Below are 20119 nucleotides of genomic sequence, written 5' to 3'. Positions count from 1 at the left end.
AGTTTGGATTATTGAATTTTTAGTTTTCCGAGAAAACAGGTGCGCACCTTCCCAAGCGGGCACATTTCACGGCGCGGCGGCATTTGAAAGGAAATCGAAAGCGGCAGACCCGAGGCAGGTCAGTCCTCCTTGAAGCTGCGCGCGAACCGGTCCGTCAGCGGCTTGACCAGGTAGCTCATGAAGCTGCGCTCGCCGGTCTTGACGATCACCTCCACGGGCATGCCCGGCTGTATGCGGTGCTCGCCCAGGCGCTTGAGGCCGTCTTCGGTGGTCTCGATCTGCGCCAGGTAGAACTCGCCCTTGCCGTTGGGCTCGGTCACCTTGTCCGCGCCCACCAGCTTGACCACGCCCGCGATCACCGGCGTGTTGCGCTGGTTGAAGGCGGAGAAGCGCAGGTCGGCGGGCAGGCCCTGCTTGACCTTGTCGATGGACACCGGCGGCACCTGCGCCTCCACGATGAGCTTGCCGCCCGCGGGCACGATCTCCATGAGCACCTGCCCGGCGGAGATGACGCCGCCCACGGTGTTGACCTTGAGCGCCACCACCGTGCCGCTCACCGGCGCCTTCACCTCGGTGAGGTTGCGCGCGAACTTGAGCGACTCCACGCGGCTCAGGAAAGCCTCGCGGTTCTTCTGCAGCTCGGAGAGCTGGTTGTCTATGTCCTTGAGGTAGGCGCTGCGCTGCTGCGCCGCCTGCAACTGCGTGGAGGCGATGGAGGCCTGCGTGCGGCTGGCCTCGGCGGCCAGGTTGGCCATGTCGCTTTGCAGCGCGCTCTGGGTGCGCAGCACCTCGTTGGCCTTGGACTCCGGCACGTAGCCCTCCTTGGCCAGTTGCACGGTGTTGCGGGCCTCGCGCGCCACCAGCTCCAGCTGGCTGCGCTTTTCGGTGATGACCTTGACCATGCTCTGCGCCTGGGCCTGCTGGCTGGTGAGCTGCTCGCGCAGGATGTGCTGCTGGCTCTCCAGCTCGGCGCGGCGCGAGCCCAGCAGTTGGAGCTGCACCATCTTGGCCTCGGCCACGCGGGTGTCGCTGGCGCCAAACTGCGCCAGCTCCGGCTTCCAGCGGATCTCGCTGCCCGTGCGCTCGGCCAGCAGCCGCGACTCGGTGGCCAGCAGGTTGATGTACTGCAGCTCGGCGCCGGTGAGGTTGGCCTCGCTGTCCAGCGGGTTGACCTTGAGCACCACGTCGCCCTGGTGCACCTGCGTGCCCTCGCGCACCAGCAGCTCCTGCACCACGCCGCCACCAGGGTGCTGCACCGACTTGCGGTTGCCCGCCACGGTGACGTTGCCCTCCATCACCACGCCGGCATCCAGCGGCGCGAGCACGGCCCAGGCGAAGAACAGCGCGAAGGTGACGACGACGATGCGCACGGCCGAGCGGCGCACCTGGCTTTCCTCCAGCAGCACGGGCTCTATGCCCTCGCCCTTGGGCGTGAGGTGCGCGGGGTCGTAGGGGTTCCAGCCGGCGGCCCAGCCGCGCAGGCGTTGCACCAGCGCGCTCATGCGGCATCTCCGGTCACGGTGGCGGCCCGGGCCGGGGCGTCGCCGGTTGGATGGCTAGCCGGAGCCGGCGGCAGCCCTGGCGCCGGGGCCGCTGCGGCCACCTTGCCCTGGGGCGGCGCCGCCTTGGCGCCCACGGCGGCAAACAAGTCCCGCGGCGTGCCGAAGCCCACCTGGCGGCCCTGCTTGAGCACGAGCATGCGGTCGGCCACGCCGATGACGCGCGGTCGGTGTGTGCTCAGCACCACCGTCACGCCGCGCTCGCGCAGCGTGACCACCGTGTTGATCAGGGACTGCTCGCCGGCCTCGTCCAGGTTGGCATTGGGCTCGTCGAACACGATGTAGGCCGGCTCGCCGTAGAGCGCGCGGGCGATGGCCAGGCGCTGGCGCTGCCCACCGGAGAGGGCGAAGCCCGTGCCGTCGCCCAACAGGGTGTCGTAGCCCTGCGGCCAGCCCAGGATGGTGTCGTGCATGCCCGCCAGCTTCGCGGCGGCCACCACCTTGCCGGCGTCCACGTCGCCCAGCCGCGCGATGTTCTCGGCCACGCTGCCTTCGAAGAACTCCACCTCCTGCGGCACGTAGCCCATGCGCGGGCCCAGCTCGTCGTGGTTCCAGTCGGAGATTTCAACCCCGTCCAGCCGCACCGAGCCCTCGGCCGGCTTCCACACGCCCACCAGCAGCTTGGCCAGCGTGGATTTGCCCGCCGCGCTGGGGCCTACCAGGGCCAGCACCTGGCCGGCCTCCAGCTCGAAGTCCACGCCGCTGAGCACCGTCTTGCCCGTGCCGGGCGCCGTCGCGCTGGCGCCGCACACCGTGAGCCGCCCAACGGGCGCGGGCAGCGCCATCTGCTGCTCGCGCTGCCCGTCTTCGGCCAGCAGCAGGTTGAGCCTGTCCATGGCCTGGCGCGCGCGCACGTAGTTGGGCCAGTTGCCTATGAACTGCTGCAGCGGCGACACCGCGCGCGAAATCAGCATGCTCGCGGCCATGACCATACCGCTGGTGATCAGCCCTTCGATGGCCAGGAACAGGCCCAGCGCCATGCCCAGCGAGGCGAAGCTTTGCTGCAGGAAGCTGGTGAAGCCCTGGCCCACGCCGGCGGCGTCGGAGGAGTTGACCTGCAGCGTCAGGAACTCGCGGTGCTTGCGGTGCCAGCGCCGGCGCAGGGCCGGCATCATGCCCAGCGCCAGCGTGGCCTCGGCCTGGCGCAGCGTGGCGCCGGCCAGGTGCATGGACTGCTGGTTGGCGTCGCTGGCGGCCTTGATGGCCGCGGTGGTGATGCGGCGGTTGACCAGGGCGGCGATGAGCATCACGGCCGTGGAAACCAGCGAGAACACCGCCAGGAAGGGGTGGAACACCGCGCCCACGATGATGAAGACCAGCGCGAAGGGCGCGGACAGCATCGCGATCACGCCGCGCCCGCCCAGGAACTGGCGCAGCTCCAGCAGGTCCGCCATCACCTGCTGCACGTTGAGCGCGCGCCGGCCGACGCTGCGGCGGAAGGACGCGTCGAACACCTCAGCGGCCAGCTCCCAGTCCACGCGCAGCGACAGCCGCACCAGCAGCCGCGAGCGCACGTGGTCCATGGCTGACCAGAACAGGTACACGCCCACCACCAGCGTGGTCAGCGACACCAGCGTCACCACGCTGCGGCTGGCCAGCACGCGGTCGAAGGCGTTCCACATGTAGACGATGGGCGCCAGCGACATCAGCTCCACGATCACGCTGATCACGGCAATGGCCCAGAAGCTGCGCTTGCACCGCTGCAGCACCTCTCCCACCGGGGTACTGCTTGTTGGGGGCGGGGTTTCGGAGGCTTGCATGGCGGTTCCGCGGTTGACGGCTTTGGGCCGTCCTGTAGTGGCAAAGCCCTCTTCCGTTGCCGGAAGAGGGCTGGGTGGCGCGCGCGGCGTGGGGCCGCCGCGCGCCGGTCAGGACGAAGATCAGCTGTTCTGCGTCGGGTGCTTGTTGAACGGGTCCAACGCATGGGCCGGCTCGTCGCCCAGGCCCAGCAGCTGCACCTGGGTCTGGTCGAGGCTGGCCTGGGCGAAGGTGAGGTGCAGCTGGTTCAGCAGCGCGGCATGTTCCGCGTTCAGCTGGCCGGCCGTCTCGGAGTGCCCGGACAACAGCAGCCTGTCCACATGCGCGGCGCTGAGGGCCTGCAGGTTCTCGGCGAAACGGTCGCCGCTGAGCAGCAGGGCCAGGTCGGAGTCTGTCACCACGAGGTCCACATTGGCCGCGGCTTCGAAGCTCGGCAGGTCGCTGAGCGTGAAGTCCTGCACCGTACCGGTCGAATTGGACATCGCCAACTCGATGTGCTTGACGCTGCCGGCACCCTCCACGTGGTCCGCGCCCAACTGTTGCAGCTCCTGCAGCGAGGCCTGCAGGTAGGCGGTGTCGCCACCGGCCACGTCGGCCTGGGCACGCACCATCACGTCCTGGCCGAAGTGGTCGTTGCCCACGATGGGCATCGACTCGTCATGCGAGGGCGCGAAGCGCACGCCGGCCTCGGCCAGGGCATCGGCCAGCTCGTCGCTGATCTCCAGGTGCTCCACGCCCATGGCGTCGAGCTTGGCTTCCATCGAGGAGATGGCGCTGCCGAGCTCGTCGGTGCTGTTGAGGTGCAGCTGGCGCAGATCGGCCACGTCCAGCTCGGCGCTGACATCGGCGCCGGCCAGCAGGTTGTGCAGCGCGGTGATTTCGGCGGGGCTGGCGGCGTTGGCGAGCGTGAGCGCGTCGTTGAGCTGGACTTGCAGCGCGTCGTTGAGCGTGAAGTGCTGCGGCGCGTCGGCCAGGGCCAGGGCCTGGCCCGCGTCCAGCGCCAGCGCGTCCACGCCCACGTCGTGCAGGTGCGTGGTCAGCGCGTCGAGCTGCGCGTCGTCGGTCGTGGCCTTCAGCACCTGGGCCAGGTCGCCGTTGGTCATGTGCGCGGTGACGTTGGCGTCCTGCAGCAGGGCATGCAGCTCGTCGTCGGTGGCGGTGCCCGCGCTCAGGAAGTGGGTGCCGGTGACGCTCACGTCGGTGCCGGCGGCCAGGTGCAGGTGCGCATGCGCCAGCGAGGCGACTTCATGGTCGCCCAGGGCCAGCACGTCCATGCCGGCCTGGTGCAACGCGTCGACCGTGCTGGCCAGCGCCGCGTCGCCGCCGACGACGACCTTGTCCACGTCCTGCTGCGTCAGGTGTACCGTCACGTCGGCCTGGCCCAGCAGCCGGCCCAGCTCGGCCTGGCTGGCCGTGCCGTTCAGGAAGTTGCTGCCGATGTCCACCGCGGTGCCCGCGTCGAAGTCCAGGGCCGAGGCGGAATGCGCCAGCTGGTTGACCTGCGCGGCGCTGAGTTGCAGCGTGTCCATGCCGGCGCCCTGGAGCTTGGCCACCAGGTCGTCCAGCGAAGCGTCGCTGCGCCCGGCGATGGCGGTGACTTCAGTGCCGGTGAGGGCCACGGCCACGTCGGCCGCGCCCAGCAGCGAGGCCACACCTGCGCCGCCGGCTACGGCCGCGCCCAGGAAGCTGGTGCCCGTGACCACCACGTCGGTGCCCGCGGCGAAGTCCAGGTCGTGGTGCGCCGTCGTCAGCGTCGTGACCTGCTCGGCGCTCAGGCTGATCTGCTCGATGCCGGCGGAGTGCAGTTGCTGCACCAGCAGGTCCAGTGCGTCGTCGCCGCCGCTGACCACCTTGCTCACTTGCGCCGCCGTCAACTGGCCGGCGACGTCGTGGTAGTGCTCGACCTGGTTGTTGATGGCGGACTGCAGCGCGCCCTCGCTGTAGGTGCCGCCGTGGTGCACGTCGGACACCACCGTCAGCAGCGTGCTTTGCGACACCGACGCCGCGGCCCGCGCGCCTGCCAGCAGTTCCACCGCAGCCGCGTAATTCGCATCGGTGGTGTCGCCGGAAGCCACCAGGGCGCGCGCGCCGGCCAGGGTCAGGCCGCTGGCAGTCGTCTTGGTGTAGGCGTCGTGGATGGCGTCCGAGCTGAACTGGATGGCCTGCGTGATGTTGGCCACCTGGCCGGCATCGCTGACCACGGCCGCGACGGCGGCGTGGATGGCGTCGTGCAGGTTGCCCGTCGTCTTGAGCGCATTGCCCACGGCAGCCAGGGCCGCCTGCAGCTCGGCGGGGCTGACCACGCCGTCGGCGCCGGCCGACAGCTCGGAGATGGCGCGTACCAGCGCGTAGAGCTGCTGCTGCGCCGCGAACACCTGAATGCCCAGGGCCGCGTTGGCACCCGTGCCGTTCATGGCGGCGATGGGATCGAAGTGCAGCAGGTCCACGCCGGGGGGCAGGTCCAGGCCCAGCGCCTTGGCCAGGTCCGCCTGGGTCATCCCGGGGTTGAGCGCCAGCATCAGCGACAGCGGCGAAACGATCACGCCTTCGGCGCTGCCGTTGATGGCCGCGATGAGCGAACCCACGGCCAGGCCGGTCTCGCTGTCGATGCCGCCGGCCTCGACCACGATGCGGCCCGCGGTGCTGGCGGTGTAGCCGGCCAGCGTGAAGTTGCCGTCGTCGTCGGTGAAGGTGAAGTACTCGTCGCCCTCGTCCCACTGGCCGTTGCCGTTGAGGTCGTCCCACACCCCGTCGCCGTCGGCGTCGTAGAACACGCGGGCGTGCTGCACCGGGCCGTCGATAACGCGGCCGGTTGCCGTGTGCGTGGGTGCTTCCGTGGGCGTCGGCGGGGTCGTGGGCGCCGGATGCGAGTCGGACGAGCCGCCGCCGCTCAGGGCAGCGGCCGCGCCGATGAGGCCCAGCCCGCCGACCAGGGCCAACTGCGGCGACATCTGGAAGGCGGCGGCTTCGGCGCCGGTGCCGGCCGATGCGGCCTCGGGGGCAGCGGCTTGCGGCTCGGCGGCGTCGGCAGTGCTGGCCTGTGCCAGCAGCACGGGTTCGTCCAGCGCGGACTCGTCCACTGCGGGGGCTTCCGCTGCGGCGTCGCCATCGGCGAGTTGGGCCAGCAGGTCGGCCAGCTCCGCGGACACCTCAGGCTCGGCGGCCTGGGGGCTTTGCGCCGGCACGTCCAGGTCCACGGCCACGGCTTCCACCTGGGCCAGTGCGGAGGCCGCCACGGCGGCGCCTTCGTCCAGCGCGGGTGCGGGCGGCAGCGCAGCCAGCTGCATGGGGTCCACCACGGACTTGCTGGCCAGCAGCTCTTGCGCTGCGGCAAACATGACGCCTGCGGTTACAGCCTTGCCGGCTCGGCCGGCGGCACGCTTTTGCTTCTTGGGCTGGAACTTGGAGCTCATGTCTTTGTGGGGTGGATTCGTGCCCGCAGGGCTGGAGCCAAAACTGAAAGCTAAATGAAATGATATCAGTTTGTGAGTATGTCTGTCAGTTTTGCCAGTGATGCATGTTGTTTCTTTGCAGAGTAAATCAGCATCAACCCTGTCAAAGTTCACGAACTAAACCGATCGGGAAGGCCGCGCTGCAGGTGGGGCTGCCGCGCCCCGGCACTGCAGCGGATGCAGCCTGGGCGTGCGCTTTTTCTCGGTCACAACTGATAGTTGAGATCGAAAAAATTGATCTGCTATCGATGTGCAGTTTTCATTTTTTGCAAAACATAAGCTGAAACATCGGCCTCCCCGTTCGTGGGTAGGATCGTCCCTCGGTTTCCTGTGAGGGCTCTTCCGGCCTGGCACTTTCAGTTCAACATGGGCCCAACGCCTTTTCTTTCTTGAGCCATGCCCGCAACGACTGAAAGTGACACCCCCGGCTCCTGCGCGGCGCCCGCACGCGACGCGGCTGAAGTCGTAGGCACCAAGGACGCCGCGGAAATGCTGCGCGTGTCGGTGGCGACGGTGCAGAAGATGGTGGAGCGCGGCGACCTGGAGGCCTGGCGCACCGAGGGCGGGCACCGGCGCATTCCGCTGCAGTCCATCCTGAAGTTCACGCGCGGACGCACGACCGCGGCGGCACCGGCGCGCCGCCCGCTGCGCGTGCTGCTGGTGGAGCCCAACGCCGCCACGGCGCGCGCGGTGGAAAAGTTTTTGGGCGAATGGGGGGCGGCGCTGGAGCTGGTGGTGGTGGAAAGCGCCACCGACGCGCTGGTGAGCATGGCGCGCCGCATGCCGGACCTGCTGGTGACGGAGCTGGCCATGCAGCCGCTGGACGGCTTCGAGCTGATCAAGTCGGTGCGGCGCAGCTTCGATGCTTCGGGGCTGCGCATCCTGACGACCACGGCGCTGTCGGACGTCGACATCCAGGCCCACGGCGGCCTGGATCGCCACGTGCTCTGCTACCGCAAGCCGCTGGCCCTGCAGCGCCTGGCCGGTTTCGTGGACGCGCTCGTCGTGGGCCTGGAAGCGTCGTCCTGCGGCGCGGCGCCGTCCGGCGGCTGAATCCGGCCCCCGGGCCCCCGGGCGTCAGGCCCGTGCGCTGAGCGGGCAAGGCAGGCAGTGCGCGAGCTGCCTCCGCACGCCGTCGAAGGCCTTGAGCACGGTGGCCTCGACCTCGGCGGCGATGTCGGCCAGGGCGGCCGTGGCGTCGGCGCGCAGCCGATCTTCGTGGCTGCGCAGCACCAGGGCCGCCATGCGGCACCAGCCGGCATCCAGCGTGTTGGCCAGGTCGTGGACCAGGGCGCGCGCCTGCGAGCCCGTGGCGCCCTGCAGCGCGGCGAGCTGGCGCAGGCAGGCGGCCTTGTCGCCCAGGAAGTCGTGCAGCAGGCCGTTGACGGCGGCGGCGTCGTTGTCGAAGTCCTCCAGCGCGCGCGCCATGTCCACCACCGGCAGCTCCGTGGCGGGGTCCAGAGGCACCGCCGCGCAGGCGCCGCAAGGCGGCGTGTGGCCGTGCGTCAGGTACAGGCCGGACTCGTCCACCGGGAGCGGGCTGTCGACGTCCGGCGCAGAAATCATGGAAGGTCGGTGAGTTGCTGAATGCGAATCAAAAATCGTAGGGGCAAACGCCGGGTGGCCGGCATCGACGGTTGTGAAGGAATGCCGCTTGGGCCGGATCACGCGTCGGCGCGGCGCTCGAAACGGACCTGGACGTCGGCGGGCGCGGCCCAATACGGGGCGGAGCTCACCAGCAGATCGGCGCCGGCGCTGGCGTAAGCCACGGCGTTGCCGGCGTTGACGCCGCCGGCCGGCGCCAGCCGCGGCTGCAGCTCCGCGGCCTGCAGCGACGCGCGCAGCGCGGCCAGCGCCTGCGGCGTGAAGCGTTCGAGCTGCAGCACCTCGGCCCCGGCGCGGGCCGCGGCCAGCGCGGCGTCGGCCGAGCCCACCTCCACCACCAGGCGCTTTTCCGGCTGCGCGCGGCGCAGCGCGGCCAGCGCCGCGAGGCGGTCGGCCTCGGCCAGGAAGAGCAGGTGTTCGGGGAAGACGAGCAGGCTTTCCGACAGCCCCAGGCGGTGCATCACGCCGCCGCCGTCCTTGACGGCACGCGCCGCGATGGCCCGCGTGCCCGGGAAGCTCTTGCGCGTGCAGGCCAGCGGCACGTCGCAGCCGGCCTCGCGCAGCGCGTCGAGCATGCGGCGCACCGCGCCGGCGATGCCGGACATGCCCTCCACCAGCGTCTGCGCCACTTTCCACGCCAGCAGCAGCGCGCGGGGGGCGCCTTGCGCGTGCAGCAGCGCGTCGCCCGCGCGGGCCTGCGCGCCGGAGGGCCGCACGGCCTGCGCCGTGGCGCCGCAGAGCTCGAACAGTCGCGCCGCCTCCTCCACGCCGCTGAGCGTCATGTCGCCGCGCGCTGTGAAGGCCACCGCCCCCTGCCCTGCCAGCGGCAGCGTGTCGGAGGTGAGGTCGCCGTGCGGCGCGTCCTCGTGCAGCAACGCGCGCAACAAGTCGTCGGAAAGCGGGCAGCGCGAAGGGGTCATGGCGGCTTGGGCGGCTTGGGCCGCAGGGAGGGAAAGGCGCTGCAATAGCAGGGAGCGTGCCGCCGGCAGCCCCATTGCGTTGACCGCGCAACGTGGTTCGCCGCCGCGGCCCGCGGCCCTGGCGGCGTCAGGCCTTGACCGCCACCATCACCGCATAGGCCTTGAACGCGGCCGTGGCCTGCTGGCCGACCTTCAGGCCCAGCGCGTCCACCGCGTCGTTGGTGACGCTGGCGGTGACGCCCAGGCCGCCCGGCAGCGTCACGCCCACCAGCGACACGGCCGAGCCCCTTTGCAGCGAGGCGATGGTGCCGGTGAGCTGGTTGCGCGCGGAGAGCTTGTAGCCGGCGAAGTCCGTGACCAGCACCACCTCGGACGACTTCACCAGCGCCATGGCCTGCTGGCCCACGGCCACGCCCAGCCGTTCGGCGGCCGCGCTCGTCATGGAGGCGGTGATCTCCATGCCGCCGGCCAGGCCCAGGGTGACCTGCGCCGTCACCGGCCCTTGGTTGACGGCAACGACGCTGCCGGGAAATTGGTTGCGGGCAGAGGTTTTCATGGGGGCTCCTTGCTGGTTGGGCCCGCTGTGGGGCCGTGGGGGTAAGAGGGATAGCGCAGTGGGGTACTGCCGTGGGGTATTGCACGGGGGTGTGATGCAGGAACTGCGCCTAGGCCGCGTCGCGCGTGGACAGCAGCGTGCGCAGCCGCGCCTGCTGCGGCCGTGGCGGGCGTGATGGGGCGGGCTGCAGGGCGGATGCGGCCAGCTCGCGGCTTTCGGCCTGGTCCAGGTCCACGGCGCGCACGGCGCGGCCGCCTTCCACGAGGTAGGCGACGTTGGCCAGCGCCAGCACGTCCTCCACGTCGTGCGTGATCATCACCGCCGGGATGCCCCAGCGCGCGCGCACGGCGGCCAGTTCCTCGCGCAACTGCTGGCGCAGCATGGGGTTCAGGGCCGCGAAGGGCTCGTCGAGCAGCAGCACCTGGGGCTTGCAGGCCAGCGCCCGCGCCAGGGCCACGCGCTGCTGCTGCCCGCCGGAGAGCGTGCACGGGCGGCTGTGCGCCAGTGCCGCCAGGCCGAAGGACTCCAGCAGCTCGTCCACGCGCGCGGCGTCGGCGGCCGACAGGCGCCGGCGCCACGTCGTCAGCCCAAAGGCCACGTTCTCGCGCACGCTCAGGTGCGGAAACAGCGCGTAGTGCTGGAAGAGGTAGCCCACGCCGCGCGCTTGGGCCGGCACGTCCACGCCGGCGGCGGCGTCGAACCAGGTCTTGCCGCCCACGCGCACATGCCCGGCCGCGGGCCGGAGCAGCCCGGCCATGGCCTGCAGCGTGAGCGACTTGCCGGCGCCGGAGGGGCCGTAAAGCGCCACCACCGGCGCCTGGCTGGCAAAGCGCACGTCCAGCTCGAAACGGCGGCGGCCATCGCTCACCGACAGCGCCACGGCAACGTCGATCATGCAAGCCTTTCGGGATGCGGTGCTTGAATGCGGCGCGCCGTGCGCGCCTTGGGCGGGGCAGGCGCTCGCGGCTGGCGTGCTTGGGTGGGCCATGGCGGCGTCAGCGCAGGGAAAAGAGGCGGTTGGAGGCCACGAGCACGGCCACGGACATGGCGGAGATGGCCAGCGCCAGCAGCATGGCCACGTCGTCCCGCCCGGCCTGCACGGCGTCGTAGATGGCCATGGAGGCCGTCTGCGTCTGCCCCGGGATGGAGCCCGCCACCATCAGCGAGGCGCCGAACTCGCCCAGGGCGCGGGCGAAGGCCAGCAGCGTGCCGGCCAGGATGCCTGGCCAGGCCAGCGGCAGCGTCACGCGCGCGAACACGCTCCAGCGCGACTGGCGCAGCGTGCGCGCGGCGGCCTCCAGCTCGCGGTCCACTTGGGCGAAGGCGGTGCTGGCGGCCTTGAGCACCAGCGGCAGCGCCACCAGCGCCGAGGCCACGACCGCGCCGTGCCAGTTGAAGATGATGGTGTAGTCCAGGTGCGCGCGCAGCCACTGCCCCAGCGCGCCGCGCCGGCCCATGAGCAGCAGGATGGCGTAGCCCAGCACCGTGGGCGGCAGCACCAGCGGCAGCATGCACACGGCCTCCAGCACGCTGCGCCCGGGCAGCCGCGAGCGCGCGAACACGTAGCCCAGCGCCACGCCCAGCACCAGCGCGGCGGCGGTGGCCACGCCCGCCACGCGCAGCGTGAGCGCCAGCGGCGCGGTGTCGAATTGCTGCCAAAGCTCAGACATTTCCGACAAACCTCACATTTGCGACAGGGGCTGGTGCCGCCGTCGCCCACCACCGGCTCAGGGCGCCGCGGGCGCCGGCCCAAGCGCCAGCATCACGGCGTAGGCCTTGAAGACCGCCGTGGCGGCCTGGCCGATGGCGAGCTCCTGCGCCGCCTCGTTGCTCACCGAGGCCGTGACCACGGCGCCGCCGGGCAGCGTGAGGTACACGAGGGAGGCGACTTGCCCGCTGTCGATCTGCGACACCGTGCCGGCGAGCTGGTTGCGCGCAGACAGCACGTAGCCGCCGAAATCCGTGACCAGCGTGACGGAGGAGGCGTTGATCATGGCAATGGCCTCGCGCCCAAGCGCCACGCCCAGATCCCGCGCGGCGCGCTCGGTCATGGTGGCCGTGATCTCCTGGCCGCCGGGCAGCCGCAGCGTGGCCTGCGCCGTGGCCGGCCCAATGTCCACCGACGTGAGCGTGCCCGCGAACTGGTTGCGCGCCGTGGCCCGCACCGACAGCCGCTTGAGCACGCCGCAGAGGGCCGGTTGCTGCAACAACCAGTCTTCGCGCTCGCGCAGGAATTCGCGATGCGCGGCCTGCAGCTCGCGCCAGGCCGCCAGCAGCGCCTGCGCCGTGGGCGTGAGCCGCGAGCCGCCGCCGCGCGCGCCGCCCACGGTGCGCTGCACCAGCGGCTGCGTGGCGAGATTGGCCGCGGAGTCCAGCACCAGCCAGGCCCCGCGGTAGGAGTAGCCGGCCGTGGCGGCGGCACGGTTGATGGAGCCGGTGGCTTCTATGGCTTCCAGCAGCGCGAAGAAGCGGGCGTCCAGGCGTCCGGCAAGCTTGAGGTCGCCGGAAAGCAGGCTGGCGTCGTGCATGGGGCTGTCTTGTGTCGTGAGTGCGGCGGGGGCTGCATTCTGGTCCGGTGTGCGTTGCGGCACGGCCGTTGGGCCGCCAGGGCCGGGATAATCTTGAACGCAGCCCGCGAGGCTGTGCCTTCACCGGGAGCCCGCCATGACCATCGCCATCGTCGATTCCTGCGCCAAGGACGCCGCGTCCGCCACGGGCGAGCCGGAAATGCTGGCCACCTCGGTGCGCGTGGAGGGCTGCGTGCTGAAGCCCCTGGAGGTCACGGCCCGCCATCTCGACGCGCTCGAAGGCGCGCTGGTGCAGGACTTCGACGTCATCTGCACCTGGGACGGCTCGCACGGCGTGCTGCCGCCCCTGCGCGCGGTGTTCGTGGGCGACCTGCTCATGCAGGCGCAGCCGGCCTTCGAGCAGCGCGTGGATTTCAAGCGCATGGCCCTCATTGCCGAGGGGCGCGGTGGCTACCGCGCGCTGTACTCCTGGGGCGAGATCTTCAATTCGCCCCTGGGCCGCGGCATCGTCGTGGCCTACGCGCAGGACGGCCAGCCGCTGCCCGGCGACAAGGGCTGCTTCGTGCTCTTCTCGCGCCACGACGTGGCCACCGGCCCGCGCTACGTGCAGGGGCTGCGGCGGCTGGAGCTCGTCAAGGTCTGGTGAGCGCCCTCGCGCCGCGGGGCCGGTGCCTGCTCGCATGCCGGTGCCGCCTCAGGGCTTGCTGAAGCCGTAGCGCGCAAGCACGCCCTGGGCCTCGGTGGTGAACAGGAAATTCACGAACTCGCGCGCCAGCGCCGCCTGGCGGCTGTCGCTGACCACGGCGGCCGGGTACGTCACCGGCGTGTGGCCCTGCGCGGCGAGCAGCACGCGCACCTTGTCCTTCATCAGCTCGGCGTCGGTGCGGTAGACGAAGCCCGCCTCCACCTCGCCGCGCGCCACGTAGTCCAGCACCTGGCGCACGCTGTCGGCGTAAACGAGCTTGGGCTCCAGCGGTTCCCAGAGCCGGGCGGCGTCCAGCACCTGTTTCGTGTAGCGGCCCACCGGCACGGTGGCGAGCTTGCCGACGGCAATGCGCCTGACCTCCGGCTTGGCCAGGTCGGCCAGCGTTGCCGGCACCGCCGCGCCCTGGGCCGGTGCCACCATCACCACGGTGTTGCCGGCGAAATCGCGCCGGGTGGCCGCATCCAGCACCTTCTCCTTGACGCCGCGGTCCATGGTCTCCTGATCAGCGCTCACGAACACGTCCACCGGCGCGCCCTGGACGATCTGCTGTATGAGCACGCCCGACGCGGCGAAGTTGAAGCGAACCGCCGCGCCGGGCTTGTGGGCCTCGAAGCGCGTGCCTATCTCGCGGAAGGCCTCGGTGAGGCTGGCGGCCGCCGACACGGTGAGCTGCTGGGCCGAGGCCATCAGCGGGGCGGCAGCCAGGGCACAAAGGGCAGCGGTGGCCATCAAGCGGCGCAACGGGTTCATCAATCAGATCCTCCGGACAGGTTCAAGCATGGGTGCGCTGCAGCCGCCCCGCCCGCGCCCTGCCGCCACCTCGGCGGTTTTGCGACATTGACGACAAACGTAATGAAGTCGACTGCATTACGCACCGTTATGCACGACATGTGCCAACGCTTGCAAGCCGGGCTGGCCGACTGCCCAATGACAACGGCCCGCCGGAGGGCCGGCAGGCCGTGGGCGTTGCATTGGCGCAACGCGGTGTCAGGACGACGCGCAGCTCATCTTCTTTTCCGGGTGGGCCGCGGCGGCGCAGCCTTCCAGCGACGCGGGCAGTGCGGCGGGCGCCGACAGGCCGGCGAAACGCTCCACCTCGGCCGTATCGAACCCCACCAGCCGGGCGCCGTCGGCGCGTTCCATGAGCGGGCGGCGTATGAGCAGCGGCTCCAGCAGCAGGGCTGCCAGGGCGGCTTCGGCATCCAGCGCCTCCGGGACGATCTCGCCGCTCTTCACCCGCGGCGCGGCGCGGTTGAACCATTGCGGCACGGGCAGCGGCGCCAGGAACTGCAGCAGCCGCTCGCGCGTCCAGGGCTCGGTGAGCAGGTTGTGCCGTTCCAGTGTGTGGCCGGCGGCTTCCAGCAGCGCACGCTGCCTGGCGTTGCCGCCGCAGCCGGGTTTTTCGTAGAAGCGCAGGTGCGCCATGTGCGTTCTCCCTCGGGGCCAAGCGGGCTGCTCAGGCGTCCAGCGCGTCCAGCCGTTCGTTGATGGCGTCGCGCAGCCGCGCGATGTAGGTGAGCACCCAGGTGAGTTGGGCGGCGGCGGCGGTGTCGTTGCGCTCGTCCAGCAGCACGCGCAGGTTTTCCAGCGTCTCGCGCTCGTGGGCGGCCACCTCGGCGTCCAGCCGTTCCACGGCTTCGGCGCCACGCGCCTCGTCCAGCGTTTCGCGCCAGCTCATTTGCCGCACGAGAAAGGCCATGGGCACGGCGTTGCGGCTGGCCCGGGCGTCCATGGACACGCCGCGCAGCTCGCACAGCAGCGCGGCGCGCTGCACGGGGCTCTTCAAGCGCTCGCGCGCCTCGTTGATGCGCACGGCCCACTGCGTGGCGGCCTGCTGCTCGGCGGCGCTGGCGCTGGCCACGTTGTCCGGGTGCATGGTGGCCTGCAGGGCGCGCCAGCGCTCGTCCACGGCGGCGCGGTCCAGTGCGAAGCGTTGCGGCAGGCCGAAGAGGGTGAAGTCGTCGGTCGCCAGGTTCATGCCACGCTTTCCGACAGCGCCTGGTTGGACGCCTGCGTGCGCGCCACGGGCAGCGCCCTGCGCAGCTCGTCGCGCCGCGGCAGCGAGATGGCCTGCCGCGGCAGCACCGATTCCACGGGCGGCTGCGTGCCCGCGGCGGCGGCGGCGGCGGCGCTGAGCGGGCGCTGGTCGAGCAGGTCCTGGATGGTGACGGACGCGAGCACGCCGTGCATCACCTCCTCCAGCCCGGCCCAGAGCTCCTGCGTGAGGCACTTGCCGGCGTTGTCGCCGACGCGGCCTTCGGCGCTGAAGGTGCTGCGCCGGTCGGGCGGCTCCTTCACGCTGAGCACCACTTCGGCCACGGTGATCTCGTCCGGCCGGCGCGCGGGCTCGTAGCCGCCTTCGCGCCCGCGGGTGAAACGCACCAGCTTGTGGCGCCTGAGCTGGCTGAACAACAGCTCCAGCCCGTAAGGCGACACGCGCTGGCGCTGGCTGATTCTTTCCAGCGGCACGGGGCCGTGCTGGGCCAGCATGGCCAGGTCCACCATGACCGCCACGGCCATGCGGTCCTTGGCGAAGCGTCCCTTGTGAGCGGATTCCATTTCCTTGGCTCCCCAACTGGCTTGACTACAGCCGCCGCGGGTGCACGATCCGCGCCAGCGCCCGGCGGGTACTGAACGTGTATCGTTGCCGCCGCGACTTATTTCACGCTTACCAGGTGCCGGCCTCGGCCAGCAGGCGCTCGACGGGCTGGCCGCCCTCGAGGTGGCTGTCGAAGATCTCGGTCACGTCGGCGGCACTCACGCCGCTGTAGAGCACGCCGTCCGGGTACACCAGCACGTTGGGGCCGTTGTCGCACGGGCCCAGGCAGCCGGAGTAGGTGATGGCGATCTTGTCGTAGGCCTGGCGCTTTTGCAGCTCGCCCCAGAAGGCTTGCAGCAGCGGCGAGGCGCCCTTGGCGGCGCAGGAGCCACGGGGGTGGCCGGGCGGGCGCTGCTGGCTGCAGACGAAGACGTGACGTAGTGGCTTGGCCATGGTTTCTCCTTCAACCAAACTTGAACAGGATGCCGTGCCCGCCGCGGGGATACTCCCAGGCGACGTTGGCGTGTTCGGTACAGATCACCCGGCAACTGCCGCACTCCAGGCAGCCGTCGGTGATCAGCGTGACCGTGCGGTTGCCCTCGGCCTTGTAGCAGGCGGCCGGGCAGACGAAGGTGCACTGCTGGCCCTTGCACTCGTTGGAACAGACGTCCGCATTCTTGATCTTGATGTGCGGGCGGCCGTGGTCGACCTTGTAGCGGTTCTGGAACAGCTTTTCTTCGACGTTGACGGCGATGGCGTTCATCGGAAGGCCTTGAACAGTTTGATGGCGTCGGAGACGAGGCCGCCCAGGCGCCGGGCGGAGCGGAAGCTGCCGAAGATCTCTTTTTCCTTGGTCTTCTTGTCGATGCCGTCCACGGTGAACATGGTCTGCGCGGCACGGTTGAGCAACGTGGGGTAGGTGCTGAAGAACTGCGGCGAGCTGTGCAGCACCTGCGGCATGTCGCGGTACTTGTGCAGGTCCTTCATGACGAAGCTCTCGTCGAGCGACTTCTTGTAGGCCGACAGCGTCGAGGCCGTCATGTCCTTGCCCGCGGCCTTGGCGGCGATCACGGTCTCGCCGGCCAGGCGGCCCGTGGTCATGGCCAGGTTGGAGCCTTCGCGGTGCGCGGCGTTCACGAAGCCGCCGGAGTCGCCCACGATCATCCAGCCGTCACCGTACACCTGCGGCACGGCGTGGAAGCCCCCCTCGGGGATGAGGTGCGCGGCGTACTCCTTCATCTCGCCGCCCTCGATCAGCGGGGCGATGCTCGGGTGCTTCTTGAGCCTTTCCAGCAGCGCGTAAGGCGCGGTGCGCTGCGGGTTGGCCTTGAAGTCGGAGAGCATGCAACCGATGCCGATGGTGAGCGAGTCCTTGTTGGTGTAGAGGAAGCCCGTGCCCACCATGCCCTCGGTGACCGTGCCCATCATCTCGATGACCACGCCCTCCTCGTCCTTGATGTTGAAGCGCTGCTGGATGACCTCCTCGGGCATGAAGAGGATCTCCTTGACCGCCAGCGCCACGTTGTCGGCCTTGATCTCGCCGTGCAGACCGGCCTTGCGCGCCAGCGTGGAGTTCACGCCGTCGGCCAGCACCACCACGTCGGCATACACCTCGCCGCCGATGCGGTCGCAGCGCACGCCCACCACGCGCTTGCCGTCCATGAGCAGCTCTTCGACGGTGGTTTCGCAGATGAGCAGCGCACCGGCCTCGCGCACCTTGGACGAGAACCACTTGTCGAACTGCGCGCGGATGATGGTGTAGCGGTTGTAGGGCGGCTTGTTGTAGTCGTCGCTGCGGTAGTGCGTGCCGACGAAGGACTTGTCGTCCAGCACCCAGATGCGCTGCTCGATGATGTGGCGCTCCAGCGGCGCGTCATCGCGGAAGTCCGGGATGATTTTCTCCAGCGCGTTGGCGTACAGGATGGCGCCCTGCACGTTCTTGCTGCCGGGGTACTCGCCGCGCTCGATCTGCAGCACCTTCAGGCCGGCCTTGGCCATGGTGTAGGCGGCGGCGTTGCCCGACGCGCCTGCGCCTACGACGATCGCATCGAACTTTTCCTTGGCATGCTTGGCCATTGTCGCGTCCTTCCAGAGAGATCGGCACCTGTGCAACAACCGTTGCGAGCGGGTATTCGCATGGAGCGTGCCAAGTGGCTTGTCCCTGGGAAATGCCTGCGTGACAGGCTATTTTTGGGCAATGGTGTTTTCACGAAGCCGCCTTGACGTGCCCCAAACGCGACCGCTTCTGTCGGCTTTGTCGCATGTGCGACGCACGCTCCGGGGCCGGCCGGCGTACCCGTGCGGGCGTGCGATGATTGGCACTGCAAATGCATGCGAGCGGCGCCCTTGATGATGCACAAGGCCCAGACCATGAACCTTTTCACAGGCACTGCTTCAGACGAATTTTTCGGCGGCGACGTTCCCGCCCCCGTGCGCGACCTGCTGCACCAGGCCGCCGAGGCGCCGGCGGCCGAGCGTTCGCCGCTGCTGTGGACGGCCCAGGCCCTGGCCCCCGGCTGCCTGGCCATCTACTACGCGCTTTACAAGCACCACGCCGGGCGGCGCGAGTTCGAGCTGGCCGAGCGCGCGGCCTGGCGCGGGCTGCAGGAGGCCGCGGGCCAGGGCGGCCTGGCGCAGGATTGGCGTGCCGTCATGCCGGCGGCGCATGTGGACTTCAGCCAGGATGGGCCGCAGCGCTTCTGGCTGTTCACGCTCAAGGCGCTTTCGTTCATACACCTGCGCAGCGACCGTGCCGACATGGCGCGCGAGCTGCTGGCCAAGCTCCACGAGCTGGACCCGCAGGCGCAAACCGGCAGCGAGGTCACGATGTCGCTGCTGCACGCGGCCGACGCCGCGCGACAGGGCCGATGAGCATCCCGGCCGTCACGCTCTCACGCTCCCTGCAGACGCCGCGCCTGCAGTTGCGCGAGCCGCGGCCGGGCGACGCACCGCTGATGTTCGAGCGCTGGGCTCGCGATGCCCACACGCTGCGCTACCTGGGCTGGAAGCCGCATGCCGACGTCGCCTTCACGCAGCGCATGCTGGACTGGGACAACGCCCGCTGGCTCAAGCGCACGGCGTGCACGTGGATGCTGGCGCATGGCGACGCGGGGCCGATTGGGCAGGTGCAACTGGTGGCGCAGTCCTTCGAGCCGCCGGTGTTCCACTGGCGCCTGGGCTACGTGCTGGCGCCGGCATTCCAGGGGCAGGGCTTGATGCGCGAGGCCGTGTCGGCCGTGCTGGAACATGCGTTCAAGCAGGCGCTCATCTGGCGCGTGGACGCGCTGTGCGACGTGGACAACACCCCTTCCATTCGCCTGCTGCAGGCGCTGGGCTTGAGCTGCGAGGGGCGGCTGGTGGCACATACCCTGCACCCCAACGTCTCCACCACGCCGCGGGACGTGTGGATTTACGCGCGCACGCGGCGGCCGCACAAGGCGCCTTGATGGGCACAGCGTGAGCCGGGGCGTGGCGCCCCGGGGCGCTCAGAGGTCGTCCGCCAGGACTTCGGTGGCGATGAGTTGTGCGCGCAGCGACCAGCGGGCGCGCCAGCCGGAGCCGGCCCAGGTGGGATCGTTGGCGCGCTCGAACGCGGCCGTGGCTTCGGCCTCGCTCCAGTAGATGCGGCAGTCGCCGCGGGCACGCAGCGCAGCCTCGCTGGCCTGCTGGGGCGTCACCGGCTCCTCCCGGTAGCTGCCGGGCTCCTGCAGGTGGTCCGCGCGGTACAGCGGCTTGTCCCAGCCGTATTCCTCGGCCATGGCGCAAATGCCGGGGTATTTCTCAGCCACGCCCGCCGTCTCGGGGCTGGCGTCGAACATCTCCAGCAACTCGCGCGGCGTGGCGCAGTCGTGGATCTCCCATTCCTGCAGCGCATCATCGGCCGCGACCTTGCGCAGCAGGTCGTCGCCGTCGTAGGCGAACCAGCACCTGGGCTCGGCCTGCGGGGGAATCTCAAGAACGAAAATCATGGCCGTGCCTCCTGCATTGCTGTGGCTTCGACCGGCTGGGCGCCGGCGTGGCGATGGGGCAAGGGCACGACGATCACTCGGCGCCTTCGGCAAAAACCTTTTGCCATACGGCTTTGCGCAGGCGCTCGGAGACGGCGTGCGGGGTGCCGTCAAACTCGTCGGTAGCCTTGCGCAGCGCGGCCTGCGCCACGGACGCTTCGGCCATGGTCAGCGGCAGCCGGCCGGCAACATGGGTGGCCTTGGGCACGGAGCGCAATATCGCCTGGCGATTGGGGTGCTCGTCCATCGCGACGAGCGAATCTGCCTCGGGCTGGCCGTCCAGGCAGATGTATCGTCCGATCACCTCGACCTTGCGGCCATCGAGCGTGGTTTTGACAAGTACCGGTGTCATCACAACCTCTCTTCAAGAATCTCGGACCAGCCGGGCGGGCCGCTGCGCACAGCGCGGCCCGCCGGCCTGAGGAGAGAACAGAGGAGCGTACCGATGCCCCCTGCCCTGCCCGTCGTGCCGCTGTGGATCAGCGGATA

Annotated in this window: 22 protein-coding genes; 4 read left to right on the top strand and 18 right to left on the bottom strand. The window is 70.1% G+C overall.

The window, feature by feature from the left end:
- Positions 1–119 precede the first annotated feature (119 nt).
- From SM757_RS27420 to SM757_RS27410, 3 genes are all read right to left on the bottom strand, one after another.
- Positions 120–1502, bottom strand: coding sequence for an HlyD family type I secretion periplasmic adaptor subunit (locus SM757_RS27420; RefSeq protein WP_322467813.1), 1383 nt, complete (start codon positions 1500–1502; stop codon positions 120–122).
- Positions 1499–3319 (bottom strand): type I secretion system permease/ATPase, encoded by a 1821-nt coding sequence (locus SM757_RS27415; protein ID WP_322467812.1) that lies wholly within the window; start codon positions 3317–3319, stop codon positions 1499–1501. The genes SM757_RS27420 and SM757_RS27415 overlap by 4 nt, the downstream gene beginning before the upstream one ends.
- A gap of 120 nt (positions 3320–3439) precedes the next feature.
- The gene (locus tag SM757_RS27410) at positions 3440–6730 is read right to left on the bottom strand and encodes a hypothetical protein (protein WP_322467811.1); all 3291 of its coding nucleotides are present in this window, start codon (positions 6728–6730) and stop codon (positions 3440–3442) included.
- A 435-nt stretch (positions 6731–7165) separates the two neighbouring features.
- On the opposite strand from SM757_RS27410, the gene SM757_RS27405 reads away from it, so the two are divergent.
- Positions 7166–7822 (top strand): helix-turn-helix domain-containing protein, encoded by a 657-nt coding sequence (locus SM757_RS27405; RefSeq protein WP_322467810.1) that lies wholly within the window; start codon positions 7166–7168, stop codon positions 7820–7822.
- Positions 7823–7846: 24 nt separating this feature from the next.
- Here SM757_RS27405 and SM757_RS27400 read toward each other — a convergent pair whose 3' ends face one another.
- The 6 genes from SM757_RS27400 to SM757_RS27375 all read right to left on the bottom strand — a co-directional run bounded on the left by SM757_RS27400 (position 7847) and on the right by SM757_RS27375 (position 12378).
- A complete protein-coding gene (locus tag SM757_RS27400) occupies positions 7847–8335 on the bottom strand; it encodes a hypothetical protein (protein ID WP_322467809.1) in 489 nt (162 codons plus the stop codon).
- Positions 8336–8433: 98 nt separating this feature from the next.
- Positions 8434–9294 carry a ModD protein gene (gene modD / locus SM757_RS27395; protein WP_322467808.1) on the bottom strand — a complete coding sequence of 287 codons (861 nt, stop codon included), beginning with the start codon at positions 9292–9294 and terminating at the stop codon, positions 8434–8436.
- A gap of 127 nt (positions 9295–9421) precedes the next feature.
- Complete coding sequence (locus SM757_RS27390; protein ID WP_066341630.1) at positions 9422–9850, bottom strand: TOBE domain-containing protein; 429 nt, start codon at positions 9848–9850, stop codon at positions 9422–9424.
- A gap of 109 nt (positions 9851–9959) precedes the next feature.
- Entirely contained in the window at positions 9960–10745 is a 786-nt protein-coding gene (locus SM757_RS27385; protein WP_322467807.1) for an ABC transporter ATP-binding protein, read from the bottom strand.
- A 100-nt stretch (positions 10746–10845) separates the two neighbouring features.
- Complete coding sequence (gene modB, locus SM757_RS27380) at positions 10846–11520, bottom strand: molybdate ABC transporter permease subunit (RefSeq protein WP_066341626.1); 675 nt, start codon at positions 11518–11520, stop codon at positions 10846–10848.
- Positions 11521–11577: 57 nt separating this feature from the next.
- Positions 11578–12378 (bottom strand): TOBE domain-containing protein, encoded by an 801-nt coding sequence (locus SM757_RS27375; RefSeq protein ID WP_066341625.1) that lies wholly within the window; start codon positions 12376–12378, stop codon positions 11578–11580.
- A 136-nt stretch (positions 12379–12514) separates the two neighbouring features.
- Here SM757_RS27375 and SM757_RS27370 point away from each other — a divergent pair, with 136 nt between their 5' ends.
- The gene (locus tag SM757_RS27370) at positions 12515–13024 is read left to right on the top strand and encodes a hypothetical protein (RefSeq protein WP_322467806.1); all 510 of its coding nucleotides are present in this window, start codon (positions 12515–12517) and stop codon (positions 13022–13024) included.
- Between the two features lie 48 nt (positions 13025–13072).
- On the opposite strand, the gene modA is transcribed toward SM757_RS27370, so the two are convergent.
- The 7 genes from modA to SM757_RS27335 all read right to left on the bottom strand — a co-directional run bounded on the left by modA (position 13073) and on the right by SM757_RS27335 (position 17699).
- Positions 13073–13834, bottom strand: coding sequence for a molybdate ABC transporter substrate-binding protein (modA, locus tag SM757_RS27365; protein ID WP_322467805.1), 762 nt, complete (start codon positions 13832–13834; stop codon positions 13073–13075).
- Between the two features lie 237 nt (positions 13835–14071).
- Positions 14072–14509: an ArsC/Spx/MgsR family protein gene (locus tag SM757_RS27360; protein ID WP_066341619.1), complete on the bottom strand. Its 438-nt coding sequence runs from the start codon at positions 14507–14509 to the stop codon at positions 14072–14074.
- Between the two features lie 31 nt (positions 14510–14540).
- Complete coding sequence (gene hscB, locus SM757_RS27355) at positions 14541–15062, bottom strand: Fe-S protein assembly co-chaperone HscB (protein WP_322467804.1); 522 nt, start codon at positions 15060–15062, stop codon at positions 14541–14543.
- Positions 15059–15643, bottom strand: coding sequence for an Rrf2 family transcriptional regulator (locus tag SM757_RS27350; RefSeq protein ID WP_322467803.1), 585 nt, complete (start codon positions 15641–15643; stop codon positions 15059–15061). Before SM757_RS27350 ends, hscB begins: the two co-directional genes overlap by 4 nt.
- A gap of 109 nt (positions 15644–15752) precedes the next feature.
- Positions 15753–16076: a (2Fe-2S) ferredoxin domain-containing protein gene (locus SM757_RS27345; RefSeq protein WP_322467802.1), complete on the bottom strand. Its 324-nt coding sequence runs from the start codon at positions 16074–16076 to the stop codon at positions 15753–15755.
- Between the two features lie 10 nt (positions 16077–16086).
- Positions 16087–16386: a ferredoxin family protein gene (locus tag SM757_RS27340; protein ID WP_322467801.1), complete on the bottom strand. Its 300-nt coding sequence runs from the start codon at positions 16384–16386 to the stop codon at positions 16087–16089.
- Entirely contained in the window at positions 16383–17699 is a 1317-nt protein-coding gene (locus SM757_RS27335) for an FAD-dependent oxidoreductase (RefSeq protein WP_322467800.1), read from the bottom strand. The genes SM757_RS27340 and SM757_RS27335 overlap by 4 nt, the downstream gene beginning before the upstream one ends.
- A 294-nt stretch (positions 17700–17993) precedes the next feature.
- Between SM757_RS27335 and SM757_RS27330 the strand changes: the two genes are divergently transcribed.
- Both SM757_RS27330 and SM757_RS27325 read left to right on the top strand, forming a co-directional pair.
- Entirely contained in the window at positions 17994–18494 is a 501-nt protein-coding gene (locus SM757_RS27330) for a hypothetical protein (RefSeq protein ID WP_066343537.1), read from the top strand.
- Positions 18491–19069, top strand: a complete 579-nt coding sequence (locus tag SM757_RS27325; protein ID WP_066343534.1) for a GNAT family N-acetyltransferase — start codon at positions 18491–18493, stop codon at positions 19067–19069. The genes SM757_RS27330 and SM757_RS27325 overlap by 4 nt, the downstream gene beginning before the upstream one ends.
- A 39-nt stretch (positions 19070–19108) precedes the next feature.
- Here the strand turns inward: SM757_RS27325 and SM757_RS27320 are convergent, their stop codons facing one another.
- Together SM757_RS27320 and SM757_RS27315 are read right to left on the bottom strand one after the other, a co-directional pair.
- Positions 19109–19591, bottom strand: a complete 483-nt coding sequence (locus tag SM757_RS27320; protein ID WP_066343531.1) for a hypothetical protein — start codon at positions 19589–19591, stop codon at positions 19109–19111.
- 73 nt (positions 19592–19664) lie between these two features.
- A complete protein-coding gene (locus tag SM757_RS27315) occupies positions 19665–19982 on the bottom strand; it encodes a hypothetical protein (RefSeq protein ID WP_066343529.1) in 318 nt (105 codons plus the stop codon).
- Between the last annotated feature and the right edge of the window lie 137 nt (positions 19983–20119).

The organism is Azohydromonas lata, assembly GCF_034427735.1.
In the GTDB taxonomy this organism is placed as follows: Bacteria; Pseudomonadota; Gammaproteobacteria; order Burkholderiales; family Burkholderiaceae_C; genus Azohydromonas; species Azohydromonas lata.
Note: the sequence above shows the minus strand (reverse complement) of the source record. Positions and strands in the feature narration are given on the sequence as shown.